Origin of the sequence: Bradyrhizobium sp. 1200_D9_N1_1 (genome assembly GCF_052075915.1) — a bacterium.
GTDB lineage: Bacteria > Pseudomonadota > Alphaproteobacteria > Rhizobiales > Xanthobacteraceae > Bradyrhizobium > Bradyrhizobium diazoefficiens.
Genome location: NZ_CP197226.1, coordinates 7,118,283 through 7,136,589, shown reverse-complemented (window position 1 = coordinate 7,136,589; position 18,307 = coordinate 7,118,283). Strand labels below are relative to the sequence as shown.

The window sequence follows — 18,307 nt, the reverse complement described above, 5'->3', positions numbered from 1 at the left end:
TTGTCTGGATCGCCTGCTTCCCTAGGCACTGTTTCCAATTCCGTCATTGCGAGAAGCGAAGCGACGAACCAATCCAGACCGTCTCCGTGGAGGCGGCCTGGATTGCTTCGCTGCGCTCGCAATGACGACTGCTAAAGGATGGTCTAGACGTGCTGGCCGCCGTTGATGTGGATCTCGGCGCCATTGACGTAAGACGAGGTGTCCGTGCACAGCACGTAGACGATCTTGGCGACCTCGTCGGGCGTGCCGAGCCGGTGCATCGGGATCTGCTGCTCCACGATCTTCTCGGTGCCGGGCGACAGGATCGAGGTGTCGATCTCGCCCGGTGCGATCGCGTTGACGCGGACGCCGACGCGGCCGAAGTCCGAGGCCATCTCGCGCGTCAGGGATGCAAGCGCTGCCTTGGAGGTGGCGTAGGCTGCGCCTGCGAAGGGATGCACGCGCGAGCCCGCGATCGAGGTGACGTTCACGACCGAGCCTCTGGCCGCCTTCAGCTCCTCGATCAGTCCGCGCGCCATCATGATAGGCGCGAAGAAGTTGACGTGGAAGACATGCGTCCAGGTATCGAGGTCGGTGTCGACCGAACCGAGCCGGGAGCCGCCCGGGCCCTTCGGCGAGATCGCGGCGTTGTTGACCAGCGCATGAAGCATGCCGCCCTCGAGGCGGTTGCGGATTTCGGAAATCGCGCGGGTCGTGTCCTTGGGGTCGGCGAGGTCGACCTGGATGTGGTCCTCAGGGCCCGCATCCCAGGGGCAGTCCTCCGGGAAGGGATGCCGCGAGCAGGTGATGACGCGCCAGCCCGCCGAGGAGAAGCGGATCACGGTGGCATGGCCGATACCGCGGCTCGCTCCGGTCAGGAGCAGCGTGCGTCGCGGTGCGTTTGACGAATGCGGCATGAAGGTCTTTCAGGTCGGGGCCTAAGGGTACATCCGCGTCTTGGACCACTTCTGGCCGGCGGCGTCACGACGAAATTCGATGCGGTCGTGCAGACGGAATGGGCGATCGTGCCAGAACTCGATGCGGACCGGTGTGATGCGCCAGCCGCTCCAGCCCGGCGGCCGTGGCACCTCGCCGATGATGTATTTGGCCGCGACTTTTGCGATTGCCTGTTCGAAGGCGAAGCGGCTCTCCAGCGCCTCGGACTGCTTGCTCGCCCAGGCGCCGATCTGCGCCTGCTTGGGGCGGGTGGCGAAATAGGCGTCGGCCTCGGCGTCAGTCACCGGCGTCACGTTGCCGCGGATGCGGACCTGACGGCGCAGCGACTTCCAGTGAAAAAGTAACGCTGCCTTAGGATTTGCGGCGAGTTCACGGCCCTTCTGGCTCGCGATGTGGCTGTAGAAGACAAAACCCTCGGTATCGAAGCCCTTCATCAGCACCATGCGCACGTCAGGCAAGCCGTCCGGGTCGACGGTTGCGAGCGCCATGGCATTCGGATCGTTCGGCTCGCTCTTGATCGCCTCGTTCAGCCAGGTCTCGAACAGCGCAAAAGGCTCGTCAGCGGCGGTGAAATCACCGGATGTTAAGGGTGTCTGGTGTTTCATCGAGGTCGTGTCGGTCATGTCTGGAGTCCGAGTTGCGTTCCGCGGCCCAAAACGCGTTGTTGTCCGCTACCGCCCTATATAGGGCATGGGGACGCGTTGGCCTATCGGCGATCCGGCCGTCCGGCCTTGTCATGACGATGGTCCTGATCGGCTTCGGCGCCGGCGGCTGCAGCTTTTCGCGCAACGACACCAGCGCCTATGCCAAGGCCGACGACAGCGACCTCACCGGCTCGATCGCGCGGCCGGCGAAGGACGCAGCACCGACCGAGACCGATCTTGCCTTCGCCCGCAACGCCGCCTCCGACGTGCTGAGCAAGGGCGACAAGGATTCCAGCCAGCACTGGGAGAATCCGGTGACCGGGGCGCGCGGCTCGGTGACGCCGATCGCGCAATCCTATGCCGCCGAGGATGGCCGCAGGTGCCGCGACTTCCTCGCCAGCTACGTCAACGGCAATACCGAAAGCTGGCTCCAGGGCGCCGGCTGCCAAAGCAGCCGTGGCCGTTGGGAGATTCATACGCTAAAGCCGTGGCGGAGCTAGGATTCGGCCGGCAATCCTAGTTGCAAAAATGCCACTCTCTCCCCACATGGTTCGCAGGTGGGGCGGGGAGCCCTTTGAACAATTCGATTTCTTTGAAGGAGACGTGACGGATGCGCGACCCCTATGAGGTCTTGGGGGTGCCGCGGAGCGCCAATGCTGCCGCGATCAAGAGCGCCTATCGCAAGCTTGCCAAGAAGCACCATCCCGACAGCAACAAGGACGACCCGAAGGCCGCCGAGCGTTTCGCCGAACTCAATTCGGCCAACGAGATCCTCGGCGACGAGGACAAGCGCAAGCAGTTCGACCGCGGCGAGATCGACGCCGACGGCAAGCCGCGCTTCCAGGGCTTTCCGGGCGGCGGCGGGCCGCGCGGCCGCGCGGGTCCCGGCGGGTTCGAGAGCTATACGTTCCGCTCCGGCGGCGGCCCGGGTCAGGGCGGCGGCGCGTTCGAGGACATCCTCAACAGCATGTTCGGCGGCGGGGTGCGCGGCGCGCGGCCGGGGGCCGGCGGCGCCGGGCAGTTCGAATTCGACACCGGCGGGATCGGGCTCGATCTCGACGTGAACGTCGCCATGTCCGTCTCGCTAGAGGAGTCGGTCAAGGGCGGCGAGAAGCGCGTCCGTCTGCCGACGGGCAAGGAGCTCAACGTCAAGATTCCGGCCGGCGTCACCGAGGGCCAGCAGATCCGGCTGCGCGGGCAGGGCGAGAGCGCCCAGGGCCATCCGCCGGGCGATCTTCTGATCACCATCGGCATCGCGCCGCACCCGTATTTCAAGGTCGAGGGCGCGGATCTCAGGATCGACCTGCCGGTCACGCTCTACGAGGCGGTGCTCGGCGGCAAGGTCCGCGTGCCGACCCTTGGGAATGCGGTCGAACTCTCGGTCCCGAAGAACACTTCCAGCGGCCGCACCTTCCGGCTGAAGGGCAAGGGCCTGCCGAAAGCAGGCGGAACCGGGGATCTCTTCGTCACTGTCAGGATTATGCTACCGGACGGGAACGACGCCGAGCTTGAAGCATTGATGGAGAAGTGGCGGGACCAACACCCCTACAATCCACGTAGCGGGCTTGGTTAGGGCGCGGTCGGAACTGAAGGGGTTTTCCTAAGGTCTACAGCATCCTCTCTTGCGGATGATGCTCGTCATATGCCTGAGGCGCGATAGCGCTTCTCGGCTCATATGCTCGACGTGTCGGCTGTCCGGCGGGGCAGCCGATAAAAAGGTGCGGCCTCGAGAGGGGGACCAGCGCGGTACCAAAAACCCCAATCGAGGCCGCCCGCGTCGATCGGCGGATCGAACGCTGCTCATTTTCGCGTGATCATCCGGTGCGATAATGAGACGCGCCGATGTCTTGATTCCAAATTTTCAATGACGGAATCGAGGCACCGCGCTTGCGCGGTTGTCTAGGTGCCGTTTTTCTCTGCCTGGTCGTACACGGCCTGCGCCACCTTGGTCAGCCGGTCGCGATCGCCACCGCCGCTGACGACGTAGCCGACCCCGCGCTCCGCCCAGAACAGCGCGCCGTCCTTGTCCGTCTTGGCGTACCGCATCTGCGTTGCACCATTCTCGGTCTTGGCGGTGTAGATCGTGTACCGCTCGCCCGAGGCGCCCTCATACATCAGGAACGACGCCGGACCGTTCGGCCCTGGCAGGAGCCGGCCGCCGACCAGCTTCAACCCGCTCGCCTCCAGGTTCGGCGCGAACACGGTCCAGCCGCAGCGCCGGGTCAGCCAGGCCTGGAGATGGTCACGCTCGTTGCCGCCGACCTCGACGGGGTGGCGGACCTCGACGACATAGAGGCGGTGGGCGTCGAGTGCGTCGGCCGTAAAACTCTGGAAGGTCGAGGGGGAGTTGGCGGCGCCATGCGCGATCCAGCCGGCGGTGCCGCCGGCGACGAAGGCAACCAGCACAGCCGCGGCGGCGCCATAGAGCCATTGCCGGGGGCGGCGCTCCAGCCGTTCGAGCTCCAGCCGTACCGGCACCGGCTCCTGGGCGACGGAATCGTAGCGGGCGTGCAGCATCTCGGCCATGTCGCGCCAGGACTGCACCCGCTCGGCATCGTCAGGATGGGCGGCAAGCCAGGCCTCGACGTCGGCGCGGCGCTCGGCCGGCAGCTCGCCATCGACATAGGCGTGCAACTCGTCTTCGGTGATCGGAATATTGCGGTCGTTCATATCGATCGTCTCTGGCTCTGCGGCCCAAAATATCCTTCGTGACTCAACTTCGCTCGCTTTGTCGGCAGGCTGCGGACGGACCCAACGCGTTGCATCAATCCTGCCATCATTTCACCCGCCTGAGCGCCGGGCGCTCACCCTCCAGCGAGGCTTTAACGTGGGCGCGGGCGCGTGCCAGGCGCGACATCACGGTGCCGATCGGCACGCCCTGGATGTCAGCGACCTCGCGGTAGCTCATGCCCTCCAGCATCACCAAAAGCAGCACCGAGCGCTGCTCCTCGACCAGCGTTGCCAGCGCCTTCTCGATGTCGCGTCCCTCGGCTTCGGTCCCGCTGGCGTCCGGGTTGTTCTCTGTCAGCTGCATGAATTGCGGCCGCCTTGCCAGCGAGCGTCGCCGGTTCTTGTTGAGGTTGGTCAGGATCGTATAGAGCCAGCTCCTGACGTCGCCTCCGAGAAACAGGCGCTCCGAACGCAGCGCGCGCACCAACGTATCCTGCACCAGATCGTCGGCCGCATCCGCATCGCGCGTGAGCGCGCGGGCGTAGCGTCGCAACGCCGGGATCATGGCTTCCACACTTTGGCGAAACGCGCTCATTGCCGCCTTGACGTCCTGGTGTTCGGCGCAAGCGCCTTACCCATCATAACACCCGAACGGAACGGCTATTCCGGCGCTCGAAACAGCGTTAACGCCGCGTATTAGGACTGTACCGCGAAGGAGGGCTGGTGTACCTCCAAACCTCAACGAGAGCTCGACGGGACGTTCAAAAATGGCGCAGAATTCAGGTCTGATGCAAGGCAAGCGCGGGGTGGTCCTCGGCGTTGCCAACAACCGCTCGATCGCCTGGGGTATCGCCAAGGCATGCCACGCAGCGGGCGCCGAGCTCGCCTTCACCTATCAGGGCGATGCGCTGAAGAAGCGCGTCGAGCCGCTCGCCGCCGAGATCGGCGGACTCGTGCTCGGCCATTGCGACGTCACCGACGCTGCGACAATCGACGCCGCCTTCGCGGTGCTGAAGGAGAAGTGGGGCAAGATCGACTTCCTGGTGCACGCGATCGCCTATGGCGAGCAGCTCGACGGCCGCTACGTCGACACCACGCAGGAGAACTTCTCCAAGTCGATGCTGATTTCCTGCTACTCGTTCACCGCCGTGGCACAGCGCGCCGAGAAGCTGATGACCGACGGCGGTTCGCTCATCACGCTCTCCTATTACGGCGCGGAGAAGTGGATGCCGCATTACAACGTGATGGGCGTCGCGAAGGCGGCGCTGGAGGCGAGCGTGCGCTATCTCGCGGCCGACCTCGGCGAGAAGAACATCCGCGTCAACGCGATCTCGGCCGGGCCGATCAAGACGCTCGCGGCCTCCGGCATCGGCGACTTCCGCTATATCCTGAAGTGGAACGAGCACAACGCGCCGTTGCGGCGCAACGTCTCCACCGAGGACGTCGGCGGCAGCGCGCTGTATTTCCTCTCCGACCTCTCGCGCGGCGTCACCGGCGAGGTGCATCACGTCGATTCCGGTTACCACGTGCTCGGTATGAAGCGCCCGGACGCGCCGGATATCTCGCTCGGTGGCAAGGACTAGCCTTTAGCTGGAATGCCCGTGCCCACGATCTACTATCTTCGCCATGGCGAGACCGAGTGGAATGCGCTCGGGCGGCTCCAGGGCACCAGGGACGTTCCGCTGAACGCGCGCGGCCGCAGCCAGGCCGTGCAGGCCGGCGGCATTCTCGCCGATCTGTTCAAGCGCGACGGCCGCGACAAGGCGGCGCTGCCCTATGTGTCGAGTCCGCTCGGCCGCGCGCGCATGACCATGGAACTTGCGCGCGGCATGCTCGAATTGCCCGTGGCCGACTATTCGCTCGACGATCGCCTGCGCGAGATCGGCTACGGCGTCTGGGAAGGGCTGACGCTGGCCGAGAGCGAGGCGACCGATCCCGAAATCTATGCCAGGCGCCTTGCCGACAAATGGACGGTGGGCCCCGTAGGCGGGGAGACCTACGCCGATGTACAGGTCCGCGTGCGGGCCTGGTACGATCAGCTCCGGACCGACACCGTCGCGGTCGCCCATGGCGGGACCTGCCGGGCCCTGATGGTTTCGCTTGGCCTGGAGACGCCGGCCAGCGCCGCCGAGCTCTATATCGAGCAGGGCGCCGTCTACGTGTTCCGGGACGGGCGGCTGGAGAAGTTTAGTTAAGCCAAGTTTTCGTCATTCCGGGGCGATGCGCAGCACCGAACCCGGTGCGCCCTTGCGCACCTGAGAATCTCGAGATTCCGGGTCTGGTCCTTCGGACCATCCCGGAATGACAGGGAGTGTGCGGGTTTGACCCCCGGCCCCCCGCGCGTTACCACACGCCGGAACCGAGCGAGCACCAATGTCCTTCAACACCTTCGGCCACATGTTCCGCGTCACGACCTTCGGCGAGAGCCACGGGGTGGCGATCGGCTGCGTGGTCGATGGCTGCCCGCCCATGATCCCGCTCACCGAGGCGGACATCCAGGGCGATCTCGACCGCCGCCGGCCCGGCCAGTCGCGCTTCACCACCCAGCGCCAGGAGCCGGATCAGGTGAAGATCCTGTCCGGCGTGATGGCGCATCCGGAGACCGGCGTGCAGGTGACGACGGGCACGCCGATCGGGCTCCTGATCGAGAACACCGACCAGCGGTCGAAGGACTATTCCGAGATCAAGGACAAGTTTCGGCCGGGCCACGCGGACTTTACCTACGAGGCGAAGTACGGCCTGCGCGACTATCGCGGCGGCGGCCGCTCCTCGGCGCGCGAGACCGCGACGCGCGTTGCCGCCGGTGCCATCGCGCGAAAAGTGCTGCCCGACGTCAAGGTGCGCGGCGCCCTGGTGCAGATGGGCCCGCACAAGATCGACCGCGAGAAGTGGGACTGGGACGAGGTCGCCAGGAATCCGTTTTTCTGTCCGGACAAGGACAAGGCTGCGTTCTTCGAAACCTATCTCGACGGCATCCGCAAGAGCGGCTCCTCGATCGGTGCGGTGCTCGAGATCGTCGCTGAAGGCGTGCCGGCGGGCCTCGGTGCGCCGATCTATGCCAAGCTCGATTCCGATCTGGCGGGTGCGATGATGACCATCAATGCCGTGAAGGGCGTCGAGATCGGCGCCGGCTTTGGCGCGGCTGAGCTGACCGGCGAAGAGAACGCCGACGAGATGCGCACCGGCAATGACGGCACGCGCTTCCTGTCCAACCACGCCGGCGGCGTGCTGGGCGGCATCTCCACGGGGCAGCCGGTGGTGGTGCGCTTCGCGGTGAAGCCGACCTCGTCGATCCTCCAGCCTCGCCTCACCGTCGATCGCCAGGGCGCCGACACCGAGATCATGACCAAGGGCCGCCACGACCCCTGCGTCGGCATCCGTGCCGTCCCCGTCGGCGAAGCCATGATGGCCTGCGTGCTGGCGGATCACTTCATCCGAGACCGCGGGCAGGTGGGACGCTAGAGCGGGGTGAGGCGTTAGTGCCGCGGTACCAGCCCACCGCGCAGCTTGACGTCCCCAGAACTTCGTCCGCAAATGCGGACATGCAAAACTCCGAGCTCCAGCGCATCACCAACTGGCTGATCGACGGCGCGAGGTCGTCCGGGACCCCGGCCGAGATGATCGCCGACGTCTGCGAGCATCTGGTCGCAGCTGGCCTGCCGCTGTGGCGGTTCGGCATCTTCATCCGCACGCTGCATCCCGAAATCTTCGGCCGCAACTTCATCTGGCGGGAAGGTCAGGAGGTCGAGATCGGCACTGTCGATTTCGAGATCCTGGACACGCCTGAATTCGCACGCAGCCCGCTGCGGATCGTGTTCGAGGAGGGGCTGGAGGTCCGGGGACGGATGGACGACCCCGACAGCAGGCGGTTTCCGTTCCTCGACGACATGCGCGCCGAAGGCGTGACCGACTACCTCGCGATGCCGATGCCGTATCTCGACGGCTCGATCCACGCAACGAGCTGGACCACGCGTCACCCCAGCGGATTCAGCGACGACGACGTCGCGGCGATCCGGGCCATGATGGCGCCGCTCGCGCGCGTCAGCGAGATCGTCAGTCTGCGCCGTACCGCCGAGATGCTGCTCGACACCTATGTCGGCAACCGCGCCGGCGCGCGCATCCTCGGCGGCCAGATCCGCCGTGGCCACAACGACACCATGCAGGCGGCCATCTGGCTCTCTGACCTGCGCGGCTTCACGGCGTTGTCGGACCGGCTGCCGGCCGAGACCGTGGTCGAGATCCTCAATCAGTATTTCGACTGCCAGGTCACCGCAATCCGGGGCCATGGCGGCGAGGTGCTGAAGTTCATGGGCGACGGCTTGCTCGCGGTGTTTCCGATCGACGAATATGTCGGCGATGCCGCCCATGTCTGCGCGCGCGTGCTGGAAGCCGCGCGCGAATCCCGCGCCAGCGTCGAGGCGCTCGCCTTTCCGGTCGGCGACGTCGTCGAGCGCTTCCGCTTCGGCGTCGCGCTGCATGTCGGCCACATCCTCTACGGCAATATCGGCGGCGGCAACCGGCTCGACTTCACCTGCATCGGCCCTGCCGTCAATCTCGCGGCGCGGCTGGAGAAGATCGCCGGCCGGCTCGGCCGCACCGTCGTGGTCTCGGAGGTTTTCGCGAACGCCTGCCGCCACGACTGGCGCGCGCTCGGCGAATTTCCGATCGCGGGGTTTTCGAAGGCGCAGCGTGTGTATGGGCTGACCGAAGAGACGCCGGTGGTGATGGCCTAAGGGCGTTCAGACCGACGATCGCGCCGGTCGGCTGAGCAGAGAGCTGCGGCCACCGCTCCTGGCTGCTGCGCGCCTCAGTCCGTCCGCTCCAGGTTGTCGCGCACGCGCCACTTCAGCGCATCGATGTCGATCTGATGCACGCTGCCGCTGCCGGCGAGGTCGAGCGCGTGCGCAGCGGCGGCGCCCATCGCCATGCAGGGGCCCATCACCCGAACGCTGGAGAGTGCGGCCTTGTCGGCATCGATGCAGCGGCCGGCGGCGACGATGTTTTCGGCTTCCTGCGGCGTCAGGCTGCCGAACGGCACATAGTGGACGTGGTCCTTGTCGAAGATGTGCCAGTGATGGCCGGAGCCGTGGTCGTGCAGTTCGATCGGCCACGCCGTGCGGCCGATCGCGTCTTCGAATTTGGTGCCGGCGCGGACGTCGTCGACCGACAATTGCTGGCGGCCGACGATCCAGCGCGTCTGGCGGATCCCGGGAAGGCCATAGGCGCGGATGCGCGCCTTGCCGAAGCAGGCGGGGAATTCGTTCCTGAGGAAGGCGAAGGCGCGATCGGCCTGGTCCTTGCCCTCGATGCCCTTGCGGCTCGCCTCTAGCGGCTCCAGTGGCGTCTCGACATGGGTCATGTTCATGGCGGCAACGCCGCGCCCGGGAATGACGAAGGACAGGCCCTCGCGCCGCAACAGGCCGTAGTCGCCGGCCTTCTCTCGCATGCGCGCCGGCAATTCCTCCCGGCTCGGCACCTTGCTCTCGTCGATATTCTCGACGATCAGCATTTGCGTGCCGTAGATCGGGCCGTCGTCCGGCTCGCGGCAGGCAAAGCCCGCCTGCCACACCAGCGCGGCGTCGCCGGAGGCGTCGACGAAGCCGTTCGCCTCGACCTCGACGTCACCGTAGCGGGTGGAGAGATCGATCCCGGTCACGCGCCGACCGGCGACGCGGACGTTGCGCATGACGGCGCCGACGATCACGGTGACGCCGGCCGCAAGCATCGCCTTCTCGACCCAGCGTCCGAGCGCGACCTCGTCGTAGTAGACGACGGTGGTGTGCGGCCCGCGGCGGTAGAACAGCGCGTTCTCCTGCGCACCGAGGTCGCCAAGGAGATCGTCGGCGATGCCGTGGGTGAACTGGTAGCCGTCGCTGCCGTTCGAGAACAGGCCGCAGAAGGTGCCGATGATGGAGTTGACCGCCTGGCCGCCGAGCGCGGGCAGGCTGTCGACCAGCACCACCTTGCGTCCGGCACGCGCGCCCTCGATCGCCGCCGACATGCCGGCAGCACCCGAGCCGACCACGCAGATGTCGGCGACGACGCGCGAGGGCTTTTGGTTCGCGGCACGCCGGACGATTTTGGTGCCCGCGGTGACTTCGCTCGCGCTCATGGGTAGCTCCGTGTTCTTGTTGTCGTTGTCGTCAGTCATTTCGGCGCCGTCGGCCGGTCCGGGACGAAGGATTTGTCGATGATCTTCTCGGCATCGATATCGGGTTCGATCATCTTCTGGCGCTTGAACCAGGCGATCTGACGGGCGATGTCGGCGCTGTCGAGCGCGGGGTCGACGACCGACAGCCCGATGCGGAGCTGCTCGACCTTCTGCTCGGTGTATTTGGAGATGATCGCAAGCATCGCGTCCCCCTCCTCGCTGCGGACGAATTTGCCGTCCGCATCGCGTTTCAACAGCACGCGCGCATAGTCGTCGGCGCCGCGGCGGTAGACGGCCAGCACCTTCTCGACCAGCTTGCGGTTCTTCTCGATCGTCGCGGTCGAAGCCACGACGCAGCCGAGCATCCAGGGCGTCTCGTCGCCGACGAAGCCGAGCACGATCGCGTCGCCAGAGGCGACCACCGGGCTGATCGTGGTCGTGGCGGTGAGCGCCGCGTCGAGCTGGCCGCCCTTGATGGCCGCGGCGACATTCGGCAGCGACTGCAGCGGAACGACCCGGACGGAGGTCACGTCGAATTTCAGCTTGTCGGCGATCAGGCCGAGCGAATAATGGAAAGTGGAGCCGACTTGCGTGATGCCGACGGAATGGCCGGGCAAGTCCTTCAGCGTCTTCAGGCCCGAATCATAAGCGCGCTTGGAGGCGACGTAGGCCGTGTTCTGGAAGCCGGGTGCCTCGCGCGCCGTGCCGGCAACCACCTTCAGTCCGCCCTTGCCCGCGAGGTTGTAGAAAGCGGCCGTGAAGCCGGTGAAACCGATGTCGATATCGCCGGACACGCTGGCTACCGCGATCGGCACGGCGGCATCGAAGAATTTCAGATCAGCCTCGATCCCTTCCTGCTCGAAATAGCCGCGCTCCTTGGCGAGGAACAACGGGGCTGCCGAGGAGAGCTTCAACAGCCCGATGCGGAGCCTTTCGCCCGCTTGCGCCATGCCGGTGGTGCAGAAGGCGATCGCCACCAGCGTCAGGACCAGTCGGCCTCTTGTCACGAAGCTTCTTATTGATATGCCCACGTCCGTCGTTTCCCGCTTTGCTTATTGTTCGGCCTGCGCCGGTTTTGCGGCATTGTCGGCGATCCCCGGCGGGAATGCAAAGTCGGAAAGCGCGGATGGCTTATTCCTCCGGCTCAGTCGTCAAAAGCAGTGGCGCGATGTTTCTGTGATCACCAGACGTCCCCCTCAATAAGCGACCTTCATCGCATCTTGCAAAACTTCTCGCCACCATGGTGCAGGCCGGCCGCGGCATGGCCTGGCTGCAGGAGAACCTCATCGCCGATCAGCTCGCATCGGGCGAACTGGTGAAGGCGGGCGGGCCGGAATGGGAGATTCCAATCGAGATCCATGTGTATCGTCCGAGATCGCGACTGACGCCTGCGGCGGAGGCGTTCTGGAAACACGTTCAGGAGCACCCGCGCCCGAGCACTGTGCGCAAGCCAGTGCGTTCCCGTCGCGGCCGGGGCTAGCGGCCTATTCCTCCGGCTCGGTCGTGAACAGCAGCGGATAGCCCTTGGCGCGGCCGGCGTCGGTGGCGCGGGTTGCCTTGGTCTCGGCGACGTCCCTGGTGAACACGGCGACCACGCAGGCGCCCAGCTTGTGCGCCGTGATCATCACCTTGTAGGCCTGATCTTCCGTCATGCGGAACTCGGCCTTGAGGATCATCGTGACGAATTCGCGCGGCGTGTAGTCGTCGTTGATCAGGATGACCTTGTGCAGCTTGGGCCGCTCGACCTTGGTCTTGGTTCTGGTTTTCGGCTTGGTGACGGCGTCGTTCATTCCGCCTCCTGGACACGGCGGGCACTGGTTCCCTGCCGGAGCGATCAGCTCGCGGCTTTCTCACCATATTGCAGGACCTGCACCTTCTCCAAGGTGATCAGCCCGCTCGACATCATGCCATCCAGGATGGGCAGGAATGCGTTGATGTTGTCCTCGCTGTCGACGATTTCGATCAGCAGCGGCAGGTCTTCCGAGAGCCGCAGGATTTTCGAAGTATGCAGCCGGCTCGACTTGCCGAACCCCATCGGACCGCGCAGCACGGTGGCGCCGGCGAGGTGCAGCTCGCGCGCCTTCATCACGATCGCTTCATAGAGCGGCTTGCCGTCGAAATGGTCGCTCTCGCCGATGAAGATGCGGAGCGAAACAGCCTGATTGGGAATTTGCATGGTCAGCTCCTTTTCAAGCGGTTGTAGCGGCTCGCCATGATATGGCCGAGCCAGACCGACACCAGCCAGCAGACGACGGAGGATGCGACATAGGCCAGCGCGATGTATTTCATGCCGCCGTGGAACAGGCGGAATGTTTCCAGGCTGAAGGCCGAGAAGGTGGTGTAGCCGCCACAGAACCCGGTCATGACGAACTGCCGGTGCTCGGGCCGTGCCAGCATCCGGCCGTCCGGGCCGGTCAGCGTCGCATAGAATCCGATGATCAGCGAGCCGGTCGCGTTGATGAACAGTGTCGCGAAGGGAAAGCCTGGACCGGTATCGAGCGCGAGCCCGACCAGGTAGCGCGTCAGGCCGCCGACGACGCTGCCGGCGGAAACCCAGGCATAGAGCATCGCGCTGCGCCAGCGCTCGGCGGAGGAGGGAACGTTCATCGGCCTCTACCCTCCAAGACCGTCAGCGAGCAGGAAGCCGCAGCTCACTGCGGCGAGGCACAGTCCAACCGAGAAGGCGACATTGCCGAGCGCGTGCATCGGCTCGCCGTTGCGGGCGAGCGTCAGCGTTTGCAGGCTGAACGAGGACACCGTGGTGTAGCAGCCGAGGAAACCGGTCACCGCGAACAGCCATGGATTGGGCGAGGCGAACATCGAGCCCGGATGGGTTGCCAGCGCGCCAAAAATGCCGATCAGGAAGGCGCCGGTGACGTTGATGGTCATGGTGCCCCACGGAAAGGTCTCGCCCAGCCGCCGCGCGACAGCGCCGGAGATGAAGTAGCGCGCACAGCCGCCGAGCACGCTGCCGACCACGATTGCGATCACTCCGCTCAGCACGACGAACGACCCCCCCATCCTCATTTGCCCTCCGCTGCCAGCCCGTTGCCGACGGCGAGCAGCCCCACGAGCGACACCAGCGCGAAGCCGAGCCCTGCCAGGAACGTGCCGGCCGGACCATAGGCGTCCCACAGCGCACCGGCGATCACGCTCGCGGCCAGCAGTGCCAGGCCGGTGAACAGGTTGAAATAGCCGAATGCGGTGCCGCGCAAGCTTGGCGGCGCGGCGTCGGCGACGAGGGCCGAGAGCAGGCCTTGCGTCAATCCCATATGCAGCCCCCACAGCACGACCCCGAGCGCGAGGCCGCCGAGGTTCGGCAGCAGCGCGAGCGCCAGATCGGCGCCGGCGAGGAAGACGAGACCGAGCGCGAGCAGGCTGGTCCGGTTGATGCGGTCCGACAGCACGCCGGCCGGATAGGCCGACAGCGCGTAGACGATGTTCATCAGCACCAGCACGGCCGGTACCCACATCGCATTGAGGCCGATGTTCTGCGCGCGCAGGATCAGGAAGGCTTCGCTGAAGCGCGCCAGCGTGAAGACGATTCCGACCGCCACGACGCGCCAGTAGACCGCTCCGAGCTGCCGCATCGCGGCGAGATTGAGCGGATTTTTCGCAGATTCCCGGCTCGGGTCCGGCTCCGGCTCGCTCACGGCAAAGGCGATCAGTCCGAAGGACAGAAAGGCCGGTAGCACGGCAACCCAGAACACGGCGGTAAAATTGTCAGCCGTCCACCACATCAGGCCGATCGCCGCGAGCGGTCCGACGAAGGCGCCGATGGTGTCGAGCGATTGGCGCAGGCCAAAGCTCGCGCCGCGCAGGCCGACGGGTGCGATATCGGCGATCAGCGCATCGCGCGGCGCGCCGCGAATGCCCTTGCCGACCCGGTCGATGAAGCGCGCCGCCACCAGCCATTCGACGCTGGGCGCGAGCGGGAATAGCGGCTTGGTGACGGCTGCCAGCCCATAGCCGAGCGCGGCAAGCAGCTTGCGGCGGCCGAGCCAGTCCGACAGCGCGCCGGAGAAGATCTTGGTGATCGAGGCCGTCGCCTCCGCAATGCCCTCGATGAAGCCGACCGTGAGCGTCGAGGCGCCGAGCACGGTGACGAGATAGACCGGCAGCAGCGCGTGGATCATCTCGGAGGAGACGTCCATCAGCATCGAGACGAAGCCGAGCACCCAGATCCCCCTGGGCAGCCCCGCGCGCGCAGCATTCGGTGTCGTCGTCGTCACGCCTTGGACTTCCCCTCGAACGTCCCCTTGGCCTTCACGTCCCGGCCTTCGCCTTCAGGCAACAAAAAACCCGCCATTGGCGGGTTTGTCCACGCTCCCGCCAAAGGCAGAGGCTCAAAAATTGCCCCACCTCAAGCAGGAGTCATCAGCCCATCACGGTCACCTACCGCCGGGCGGTTGTCGGGGGACTCCATCCCCATCTGTGCGGCCAGCCTAGCATGGAAATCACGCCGGACAAGTGGGCGGGGTGCGTGTCCGGTACTGTCATTCCGGGGTCGGCTCTTCGAGCCGCCCCGGAATGACGGAGCCTGTGGTCGCACGTGTTCCGATGACGCTAGCGCGGCAACACGGCGGCAGCTTTGCGTAATTCCTAACTCGAATGTGAAGCGCAGGCGATCTTCGCACTTTGCGGCAAGGCGATTGCATGTCACCATCGCGTCATACGACGGGAGACTGCGATGCGCTTGCTGTTCTCGATCGGGGCTGTGCTGGTGGCCGGCGTGCTTGCCGGGGGGGACGTCGCGGGCATCGCGGCACCAGGGCCGAAGTTTGAGCCGCCCAGGACTCAGCGGCTGGCGGCCGACAAGGATGCGCAGACGGTCGATGTCGAGCTGATCCTCGCGGTCGACGTGTCCTACTCCATGGACATGGACGAGCTGGCGATCCAGCGCGAGGGCTACGCGCAGGCGATCCAGTCGAAAGAGTTTCTCCAGGCGCTGAAGATGGGCCCGAACGGCCGGATTGCGGTGACCTATTTCGAGTGGGCCGCCTCGACCGACCAGAAGATCATCATTCCCTGGCGGCTGATCGACGGACCTGAGACCGCGGACGCGGTCGCCACCGAAATCATGAAGACGCCGATCCGGCGCGCCTCGCGCACCTCGATCTCCGGCGCGATCACGTTCGCGATGCCGCTGTTCGACGAGGATCCCTATCGGGGCTTGCGTCGCGTCATCGACATCTCCGGCGACGGCCCCAACAACAATGGCGGCCCGGTCACGGTGGCGCGCGACGCCGCGCTCGAGAAAGGCATCGTCATCAACGGCCTGCCGATCATGGTCAAGGAGCCGTCCTATTCGACCATGGATATCGACAATCTCGACTACTACTACGAGGATTGCGTCATCGGCGGTCCCGGCTCCTTCGTCATCACGATCAAGGACCGCGAGAAGTTCAAGGAAGCGATCCGCACCAAGCTCCTGATGGAGGTCGCAGGCCGCGTGCCCGAGCGTCCCGTGATGCGGGTCGCCGACAAGGAGCCGCGCGTCAGTTGCCTGATCGGCGAGAAGATCTGGTCGGACCGCTGGGGACGCTAAGCGGCCCCCGGCTGAGACCTTTTGCCGTCTCGGCCGGCGGTTGAACTTAACGGCTCATTAACCTGCGCGTGGCCCTAATCGGATGGTTTCCGTTCGTTTCCGGTCAGCGTCCTGGCATGGCTGGAGCGAACGAAAGCGGATTCGCCAGACCTGTCCGCCGAGCAATCCAATGGCCATCGTCACATCGAGCACCAGCCAGATTTCGCCCGCGAACGAGCGGATCTTTCACCAGAGCGCTCTGGTCGGTGACTGGAAGGGCAATTGGGTGGGCAACAACCAGCCGGTCGGCTTCAAGGTCGTGAACATCCGCGGTGCGCGGGCGCAGGTCGAATACACCCATAACGGGCACACCGAGCGCGGCTTTGGCGAGGTCCAGGGCTCGCTTATCACCTTCGGCGGGGTCACGGTCGGCACCAAGGACGGCAAGAACATGGTGCTGCTGTTCTCTGCGGGCGGCGCCGGCAAGCAGACCGCCAATCTCGAGAAGCAGGCGCCGCCGGCCTCCGACAGCCGTCTCATGGGAAGCTGGGGCGGCTATTCCAGCGACAACGGCAAGAGCGCGAGCTTCAAGGTGCTCGCCGTCAACGGCAACGAAGCGCAGGTCAGCGTCACCACCGACGGCATCACCCGGCAGGGCACCGGCATCGTCTACAAGAACGTCATCATGTTCGGGCAGGCGCAGATTGCGACCGATGACGGGAAGAACGGCAAGGTCATCTACCAGGTCGGCACCAAGTCCTTCATGGTGCCGGTGACGAAATATCCACCGGCCGATTCATCGTCTTCGGTCGACAAGACCGCCTGAACGCTTCGCGTTCCCGACGCGCGCGGCGGCCGGCCGTCCTCACCATTTCGGTGCCCGTTTCTCCACGAATGCCCTCAGACCCTCCTGCGCCTCGTCCGACGTCGCGACGTTGCAGAAGTCGTCCACGGCGCTGGCAATGCTGCGCCGATAGTCGAGGTCGATCTGGCGCATGAAGGCGGCCCGGCCCATCCGCAGCACCGCGGCTGATTTCGCGGCGAGCTGCGCCGCGAGCCTCACGACCTCGGCCTCGAGCTCCGTATCTCCCACGACGCGGTTCACCACGCCGAGCTCGCGTGCCTCGGCGGCGCTGAAGACGCGGCCGGTGAACAGCAGCTCGAAAGCGCGGTGGCGCCCGATGATGCGCGGCAGATGCGCGTAGTGGATCGCGGGAATGACGCCGACGTCGATCTCGGGATAGCCGAACGTCGCGCTCTCGGATGCCAGCACCACGTCGCAGGACACCGCCATGGTCATGCCGCCGCCGCGGGCCGCGCCGCCGACCGCGGCGATCGACGGCTTTCCGAGCCCGTACTGGGCGTCGTAAAGGTCGATATAGAGCGCCTGGAGGAATTCGCGGATCTGGGCGCCGGATTTGCCAAGCAGGATGTCGAGGTCGAGGCCTGCCGAAAAGCGCCTGGCGATCGCGCTCGCCAGCACGACCACGCGCGCATCCGGATCGTCGGCGGCGCGGCGCAGTGCCGCGACCACCGCCCGGATGACCTCGAGGCTCAGCGCATTGACCGGCGGGCGGTTGAGCGTGATGCGGGCGATGTTGCCCACGCATTCGTAGGCGACGGGGCTGTCAGATGTCACCGGGGTCTCCAGGCTTCTTGGGATCGTGCGGTATCAACCGCGGTTGCTGCGTGGCTATTTCGCAGCCAGCGGCGGCAGCGGGGGCACGCTGTCGTTCGGCGCTTCCGCCTGCATCGTGATCAGCGTCATCGAGACCAGGTCGTAATAGCCGATCAGGCCGATAACATCCATGATGCCGCGCTCGCCGAATTCTTGCTGGGCCGCGCGGTAGACATCGTCGGACACCTTCTTGTCGCGATAGAGCGCCATCGCGAGGTCGTAGAGCGCGGCCTCGTCGTCCTTCATCGCCTTCGGCCGCACGCCGTTGGCGACGTCCTTGGCGACATCAGGGTCGAGCCCGGCCTTCATCGCGAGCGGATAATGCGCGAACCATTCATACTGCGCCGTCCATTGCCGCGCGGTGATCAGGATCGCGAATTCGCTGAGGCGCGCCGGCAGCGACGAATTCCAGCGCAGATAGTCCGACATCGCAGAGAGTTTTGGCGCCAGCTCCGGGTTGCGGATATAGGCGCGGTAGGGCGGGTTGGTGAATTTCGCGTTGCGCGGGGGCACCGCGATCGCGTCCGCCCATTCCTTCTGCGACGACGAAAGTTCGTCGGGTTTCAGCGGCACGAAGCGGGTCGGCTCGGCCGCGCGGCCGGCTTCCGAGGTCGCGATGGTGAACAGCACAGCCAGCGCCAGACCCAGATATCGCATCGTCATCCTCCCATTGCGGCGGACTCGCGCCGCCTGCTCGACGC

At 65.7% G+C, this 18,307-nt stretch carries 21 protein-coding genes, 1 pseudogene and 1 riboswitch; of the genes and pseudogenes, 9 read left to right on the top strand and 13 right to left on the bottom strand.

Annotation, left to right across the window (positions count from 1 at the left end; translation table 11 throughout):
- Positions 1–143 precede the first annotated feature (143 nt).
- Positions 144–896 (bottom strand): SDR family NAD(P)-dependent oxidoreductase, encoded by a 753-nt coding sequence (locus AB5K84_RS34050; protein ID WP_011085409.1) that lies wholly within the window; start codon positions 894–896, stop codon positions 144–146.
- Between the two features lie 21 nt (positions 897–917).
- Positions 918–1,559 carry a pyridoxamine 5'-phosphate oxidase gene (gene pdxH, locus AB5K84_RS34045; protein ID WP_011085410.1) on the bottom strand — a complete coding sequence of 214 codons (642 nt, stop codon included), beginning with the start codon at positions 1,557–1,559 and terminating at the stop codon, positions 918–920.
- Positions 1,560–1,672: 113 nt separating this feature from the next.
- Here pdxH and AB5K84_RS34040 point away from each other — a divergent pair, with 113 nt between their 5' ends.
- Positions 1,673–2,080, top strand: a complete 408-nt coding sequence (locus AB5K84_RS34040) for an RT0821/Lpp0805 family surface protein (RefSeq protein WP_028175353.1) — start codon at positions 1,673–1,675, stop codon at positions 2,078–2,080.
- A 110-nt stretch (positions 2,081–2,190) separates the two neighbouring features.
- Positions 2,191–3,153: a DnaJ C-terminal domain-containing protein gene (locus AB5K84_RS34035; protein WP_011085412.1), complete on the top strand. Its 963-nt coding sequence runs from the start codon at positions 2,191–2,193 to the stop codon at positions 3,151–3,153.
- A 326-nt stretch (positions 3,154–3,479) separates the two neighbouring features.
- Here AB5K84_RS34035 and AB5K84_RS34030 read toward each other — a convergent pair whose 3' ends face one another.
- Both AB5K84_RS34030 and AB5K84_RS34025 read right to left on the bottom strand, forming a co-directional pair.
- Positions 3,480–4,250: an anti-sigma factor family protein gene (locus AB5K84_RS34030; RefSeq protein ID WP_011085413.1), complete on the bottom strand. Its 771-nt coding sequence runs from the start codon at positions 4,248–4,250 to the stop codon at positions 3,480–3,482.
- Positions 4,251–4,356: 106 nt separating this feature from the next.
- A complete protein-coding gene (locus AB5K84_RS34025; protein WP_011085414.1) occupies positions 4,357–4,845 on the bottom strand; it encodes a sigma-70 family RNA polymerase sigma factor in 489 nt (162 codons plus the stop codon).
- A 172-nt stretch (positions 4,846–5,017) separates the two neighbouring features.
- Between AB5K84_RS34025 and fabI the strand changes: the two genes are divergently transcribed.
- From fabI to AB5K84_RS34005, 4 genes are all read left to right on the top strand, one after another.
- Positions 5,018–5,833: an enoyl-ACP reductase FabI gene (gene fabI / locus AB5K84_RS34020; protein WP_011085415.1), complete on the top strand. Its 816-nt coding sequence runs from the start codon at positions 5,018–5,020 to the stop codon at positions 5,831–5,833.
- 12 nt (positions 5,834–5,845) lie between these two features.
- Positions 5,846–6,445, top strand: coding sequence for a histidine phosphatase family protein (locus AB5K84_RS34015; RefSeq protein ID WP_011085416.1), 600 nt, complete (start codon positions 5,846–5,848; stop codon positions 6,443–6,445).
- Positions 6,446–6,623: 178 nt separating this feature from the next.
- Positions 6,624–7,712: a chorismate synthase gene (gene aroC, locus AB5K84_RS34010; protein ID WP_011085417.1), complete on the top strand. Its 1,089-nt coding sequence runs from the start codon at positions 6,624–6,626 to the stop codon at positions 7,710–7,712.
- A gap of 80 nt (positions 7,713–7,792) precedes the next feature.
- On the top strand, positions 7,793–8,983 hold the full coding sequence (locus AB5K84_RS34005) for an adenylate/guanylate cyclase domain-containing protein (protein ID WP_063921422.1): 1,191 nt from the start codon (positions 7,793–7,795) through the stop codon (positions 8,981–8,983).
- A gap of 74 nt (positions 8,984–9,057) precedes the next feature.
- Here AB5K84_RS34005 and AB5K84_RS34000 read toward each other — a convergent pair whose 3' ends face one another.
- Both AB5K84_RS34000 and AB5K84_RS33995 read right to left on the bottom strand, forming a co-directional pair.
- Positions 9,058–10,362: an FAD-dependent oxidoreductase gene (locus tag AB5K84_RS34000; RefSeq protein ID WP_038965891.1), complete on the bottom strand. Its 1,305-nt coding sequence runs from the start codon at positions 10,360–10,362 to the stop codon at positions 9,058–9,060.
- Positions 10,363–10,397: 35 nt separating this feature from the next.
- Positions 10,398–11,408 carry an ABC transporter substrate-binding protein gene (locus AB5K84_RS33995; protein WP_051000281.1) on the bottom strand — a complete coding sequence of 337 codons (1,011 nt, stop codon included), beginning with the start codon at positions 11,406–11,408 and terminating at the stop codon, positions 10,398–10,400.
- Between the two features lie 194 nt (positions 11,409–11,602).
- Here AB5K84_RS33995 and AB5K84_RS33990 point away from each other — a divergent pair.
- A pseudogene (locus AB5K84_RS33990) lies at positions 11,603–11,881 on the top strand (LysR substrate-binding domain-containing protein); the annotation flags it as partial.
- A gap of 4 nt (positions 11,882–11,885) precedes the next feature.
- Here the strand turns inward: AB5K84_RS33990 and clpS are convergent.
- The 5 genes from clpS to AB5K84_RS33965 are packed head-to-tail and all read right to left on the bottom strand — an operon-like array spanning position 11,886 to position 14,633.
- The gene (gene clpS, locus AB5K84_RS33985; RefSeq protein WP_011085422.1) at positions 11,886–12,191 is read right to left on the bottom strand and encodes an ATP-dependent Clp protease adapter ClpS; all 306 of its coding nucleotides are present in this window, start codon (positions 12,189–12,191) and stop codon (positions 11,886–11,888) included.
- Between the two features lie 44 nt (positions 12,192–12,235).
- A complete protein-coding gene (locus AB5K84_RS33980; protein ID WP_011085423.1) occupies positions 12,236–12,577 on the bottom strand; it encodes a DUF190 domain-containing protein in 342 nt (113 codons plus the stop codon).
- Between the two features lie 2 nt (positions 12,578–12,579).
- On the bottom strand, positions 12,580–13,008 hold the full coding sequence (locus tag AB5K84_RS33975; RefSeq protein WP_011085424.1) for a CrcB family protein: 429 nt from the start codon (positions 13,006–13,008) through the stop codon (positions 12,580–12,582).
- 6 nt (positions 13,009–13,014) lie between these two features.
- Positions 13,015–13,428, bottom strand: a complete 414-nt coding sequence (gene crcB, locus AB5K84_RS33970; RefSeq protein ID WP_011085425.1) for a fluoride efflux transporter CrcB — start codon at positions 13,426–13,428, stop codon at positions 13,015–13,017.
- Positions 13,425–14,633, bottom strand: coding sequence for an MFS transporter (locus tag AB5K84_RS33965; RefSeq protein ID WP_011085426.1), 1,209 nt, complete (start codon positions 14,631–14,633; stop codon positions 13,425–13,427). Before AB5K84_RS33965 ends, crcB begins: the two co-directional genes overlap by 4 nt.
- Before the next feature lie 129 nt (positions 14,634–14,762).
- Positions 14,763–14,840, bottom strand: a riboswitch (Fluoride riboswitch).
- Positions 14,841–15,091: 251 nt separating this feature from the next.
- Between AB5K84_RS33965 and AB5K84_RS33960 the strand changes: the two genes are divergently transcribed.
- Positions 15,092–15,949: a DUF1194 domain-containing protein gene (locus AB5K84_RS33960; protein ID WP_011085427.1), complete on the top strand. Its 858-nt coding sequence runs from the start codon at positions 15,092–15,094 to the stop codon at positions 15,947–15,949.
- 169 nt (positions 15,950–16,118) lie between these two features.
- Positions 16,119–16,754, top strand: coding sequence for a hypothetical protein (locus AB5K84_RS33955; protein WP_028175344.1), 636 nt, complete (start codon positions 16,119–16,121; stop codon positions 16,752–16,754).
- Positions 16,755–16,793: 39 nt separating this feature from the next.
- Here AB5K84_RS33955 and AB5K84_RS33950 read toward each other — a convergent pair whose 3' ends face one another.
- Both AB5K84_RS33950 and AB5K84_RS33945 read right to left on the bottom strand, forming a co-directional pair.
- Positions 16,794–17,567, bottom strand: a complete 774-nt coding sequence (locus AB5K84_RS33950) for an enoyl-CoA hydratase/isomerase family protein (RefSeq protein ID WP_011085429.1) — start codon at positions 17,565–17,567, stop codon at positions 16,794–16,796.
- A 54-nt stretch (positions 17,568–17,621) separates the two neighbouring features.
- Complete coding sequence (locus tag AB5K84_RS33945; protein ID WP_236842200.1) at positions 17,622–18,263, bottom strand: carboxymuconolactone decarboxylase family protein; 642 nt, start codon at positions 18,261–18,263, stop codon at positions 17,622–17,624.
- Positions 18,264–18,307: the final 44 nt, after the last annotated feature.

What these genes read in the sequence shown, in the direction of transcription:
- AB5K84_RS34050 (WP_011085409.1), bottom strand. Translation starts at nt 896, where the DNA reads ATGCCGCATTCGTCAAACGCACCGCGACGCACGCTGCTCCTGACCGGA.
- pdxH (WP_011085410.1), bottom strand. Translation starts at nt 1,559, where the DNA reads ATGACCGACACGACCTCGATGAAACACCAGACACCCTTAACATCCGGT.
- AB5K84_RS34040 (WP_028175353.1), top strand. Translation starts at nt 1,673, where the DNA reads ATGACGATGGTCCTGATCGGCTTCGGCGCCGGCGGCTGCAGCTTTTCG.
- AB5K84_RS34035 (WP_011085412.1), top strand. Translation starts at nt 2,191, where the DNA reads ATGCGCGACCCCTATGAGGTCTTGGGGGTGCCGCGGAGCGCCAATGCT.
- AB5K84_RS34030 (WP_011085413.1), bottom strand. Translation starts at nt 4,250, where the DNA reads ATGAACGACCGCAATATTCCGATCACCGAAGACGAGTTGCACGCCTAT.
- AB5K84_RS34025 (WP_011085414.1), bottom strand. Translation starts at nt 4,845, where the DNA reads ATGAGCGCGTTTCGCCAAAGTGTGGAAGCCATGATCCCGGCGTTGCGA.
- fabI (WP_011085415.1), top strand. Translation starts at nt 5,018, where the DNA reads ATGGCGCAGAATTCAGGTCTGATGCAAGGCAAGCGCGGGGTGGTCCTC.
- AB5K84_RS34015 (WP_011085416.1), top strand. Translation starts at nt 5,846, where the DNA reads ATGCCCGTGCCCACGATCTACTATCTTCGCCATGGCGAGACCGAGTGG.
- aroC (WP_011085417.1), top strand. Translation starts at nt 6,624, where the DNA reads ATGTCCTTCAACACCTTCGGCCACATGTTCCGCGTCACGACCTTCGGC.
- AB5K84_RS34005 (WP_063921422.1), top strand. Translation starts at nt 7,793, where the DNA reads ATGCAAAACTCCGAGCTCCAGCGCATCACCAACTGGCTGATCGACGGC.
- AB5K84_RS34000 (WP_038965891.1), bottom strand. Translation starts at nt 10,362, where the DNA reads ATGAGCGCGAGCGAAGTCACCGCGGGCACCAAAATCGTCCGGCGTGCC.
- clpS (WP_011085422.1), bottom strand. Translation starts at nt 12,191, where the DNA reads ATGAACGACGCCGTCACCAAGCCGAAAACCAGAACCAAGACCAAGGTC.
- AB5K84_RS33980 (WP_011085423.1), bottom strand. Translation starts at nt 12,577, where the DNA reads ATGCAAATTCCCAATCAGGCTGTTTCGCTCCGCATCTTCATCGGCGAG.
- AB5K84_RS33975 (WP_011085424.1), bottom strand. Translation starts at nt 13,008, where the DNA reads ATGAACGTTCCCTCCTCCGCCGAGCGCTGGCGCAGCGCGATGCTCTAT.
- crcB (WP_011085425.1), bottom strand. Translation starts at nt 13,428, where the DNA reads ATGAGGATGGGGGGGTCGTTCGTCGTGCTGAGCGGAGTGATCGCAATC.
- AB5K84_RS33960 (WP_011085427.1), top strand. Translation starts at nt 15,092, where the DNA reads ATGCGCTTGCTGTTCTCGATCGGGGCTGTGCTGGTGGCCGGCGTGCTT.
- AB5K84_RS33955 (WP_028175344.1), top strand. Translation starts at nt 16,119, where the DNA reads ATGGCCATCGTCACATCGAGCACCAGCCAGATTTCGCCCGCGAACGAG.
- AB5K84_RS33945 (WP_236842200.1), bottom strand. Translation starts at nt 18,263, where the DNA reads ATGCGATATCTGGGTCTGGCGCTGGCTGTGCTGTTCACCATCGCGACC.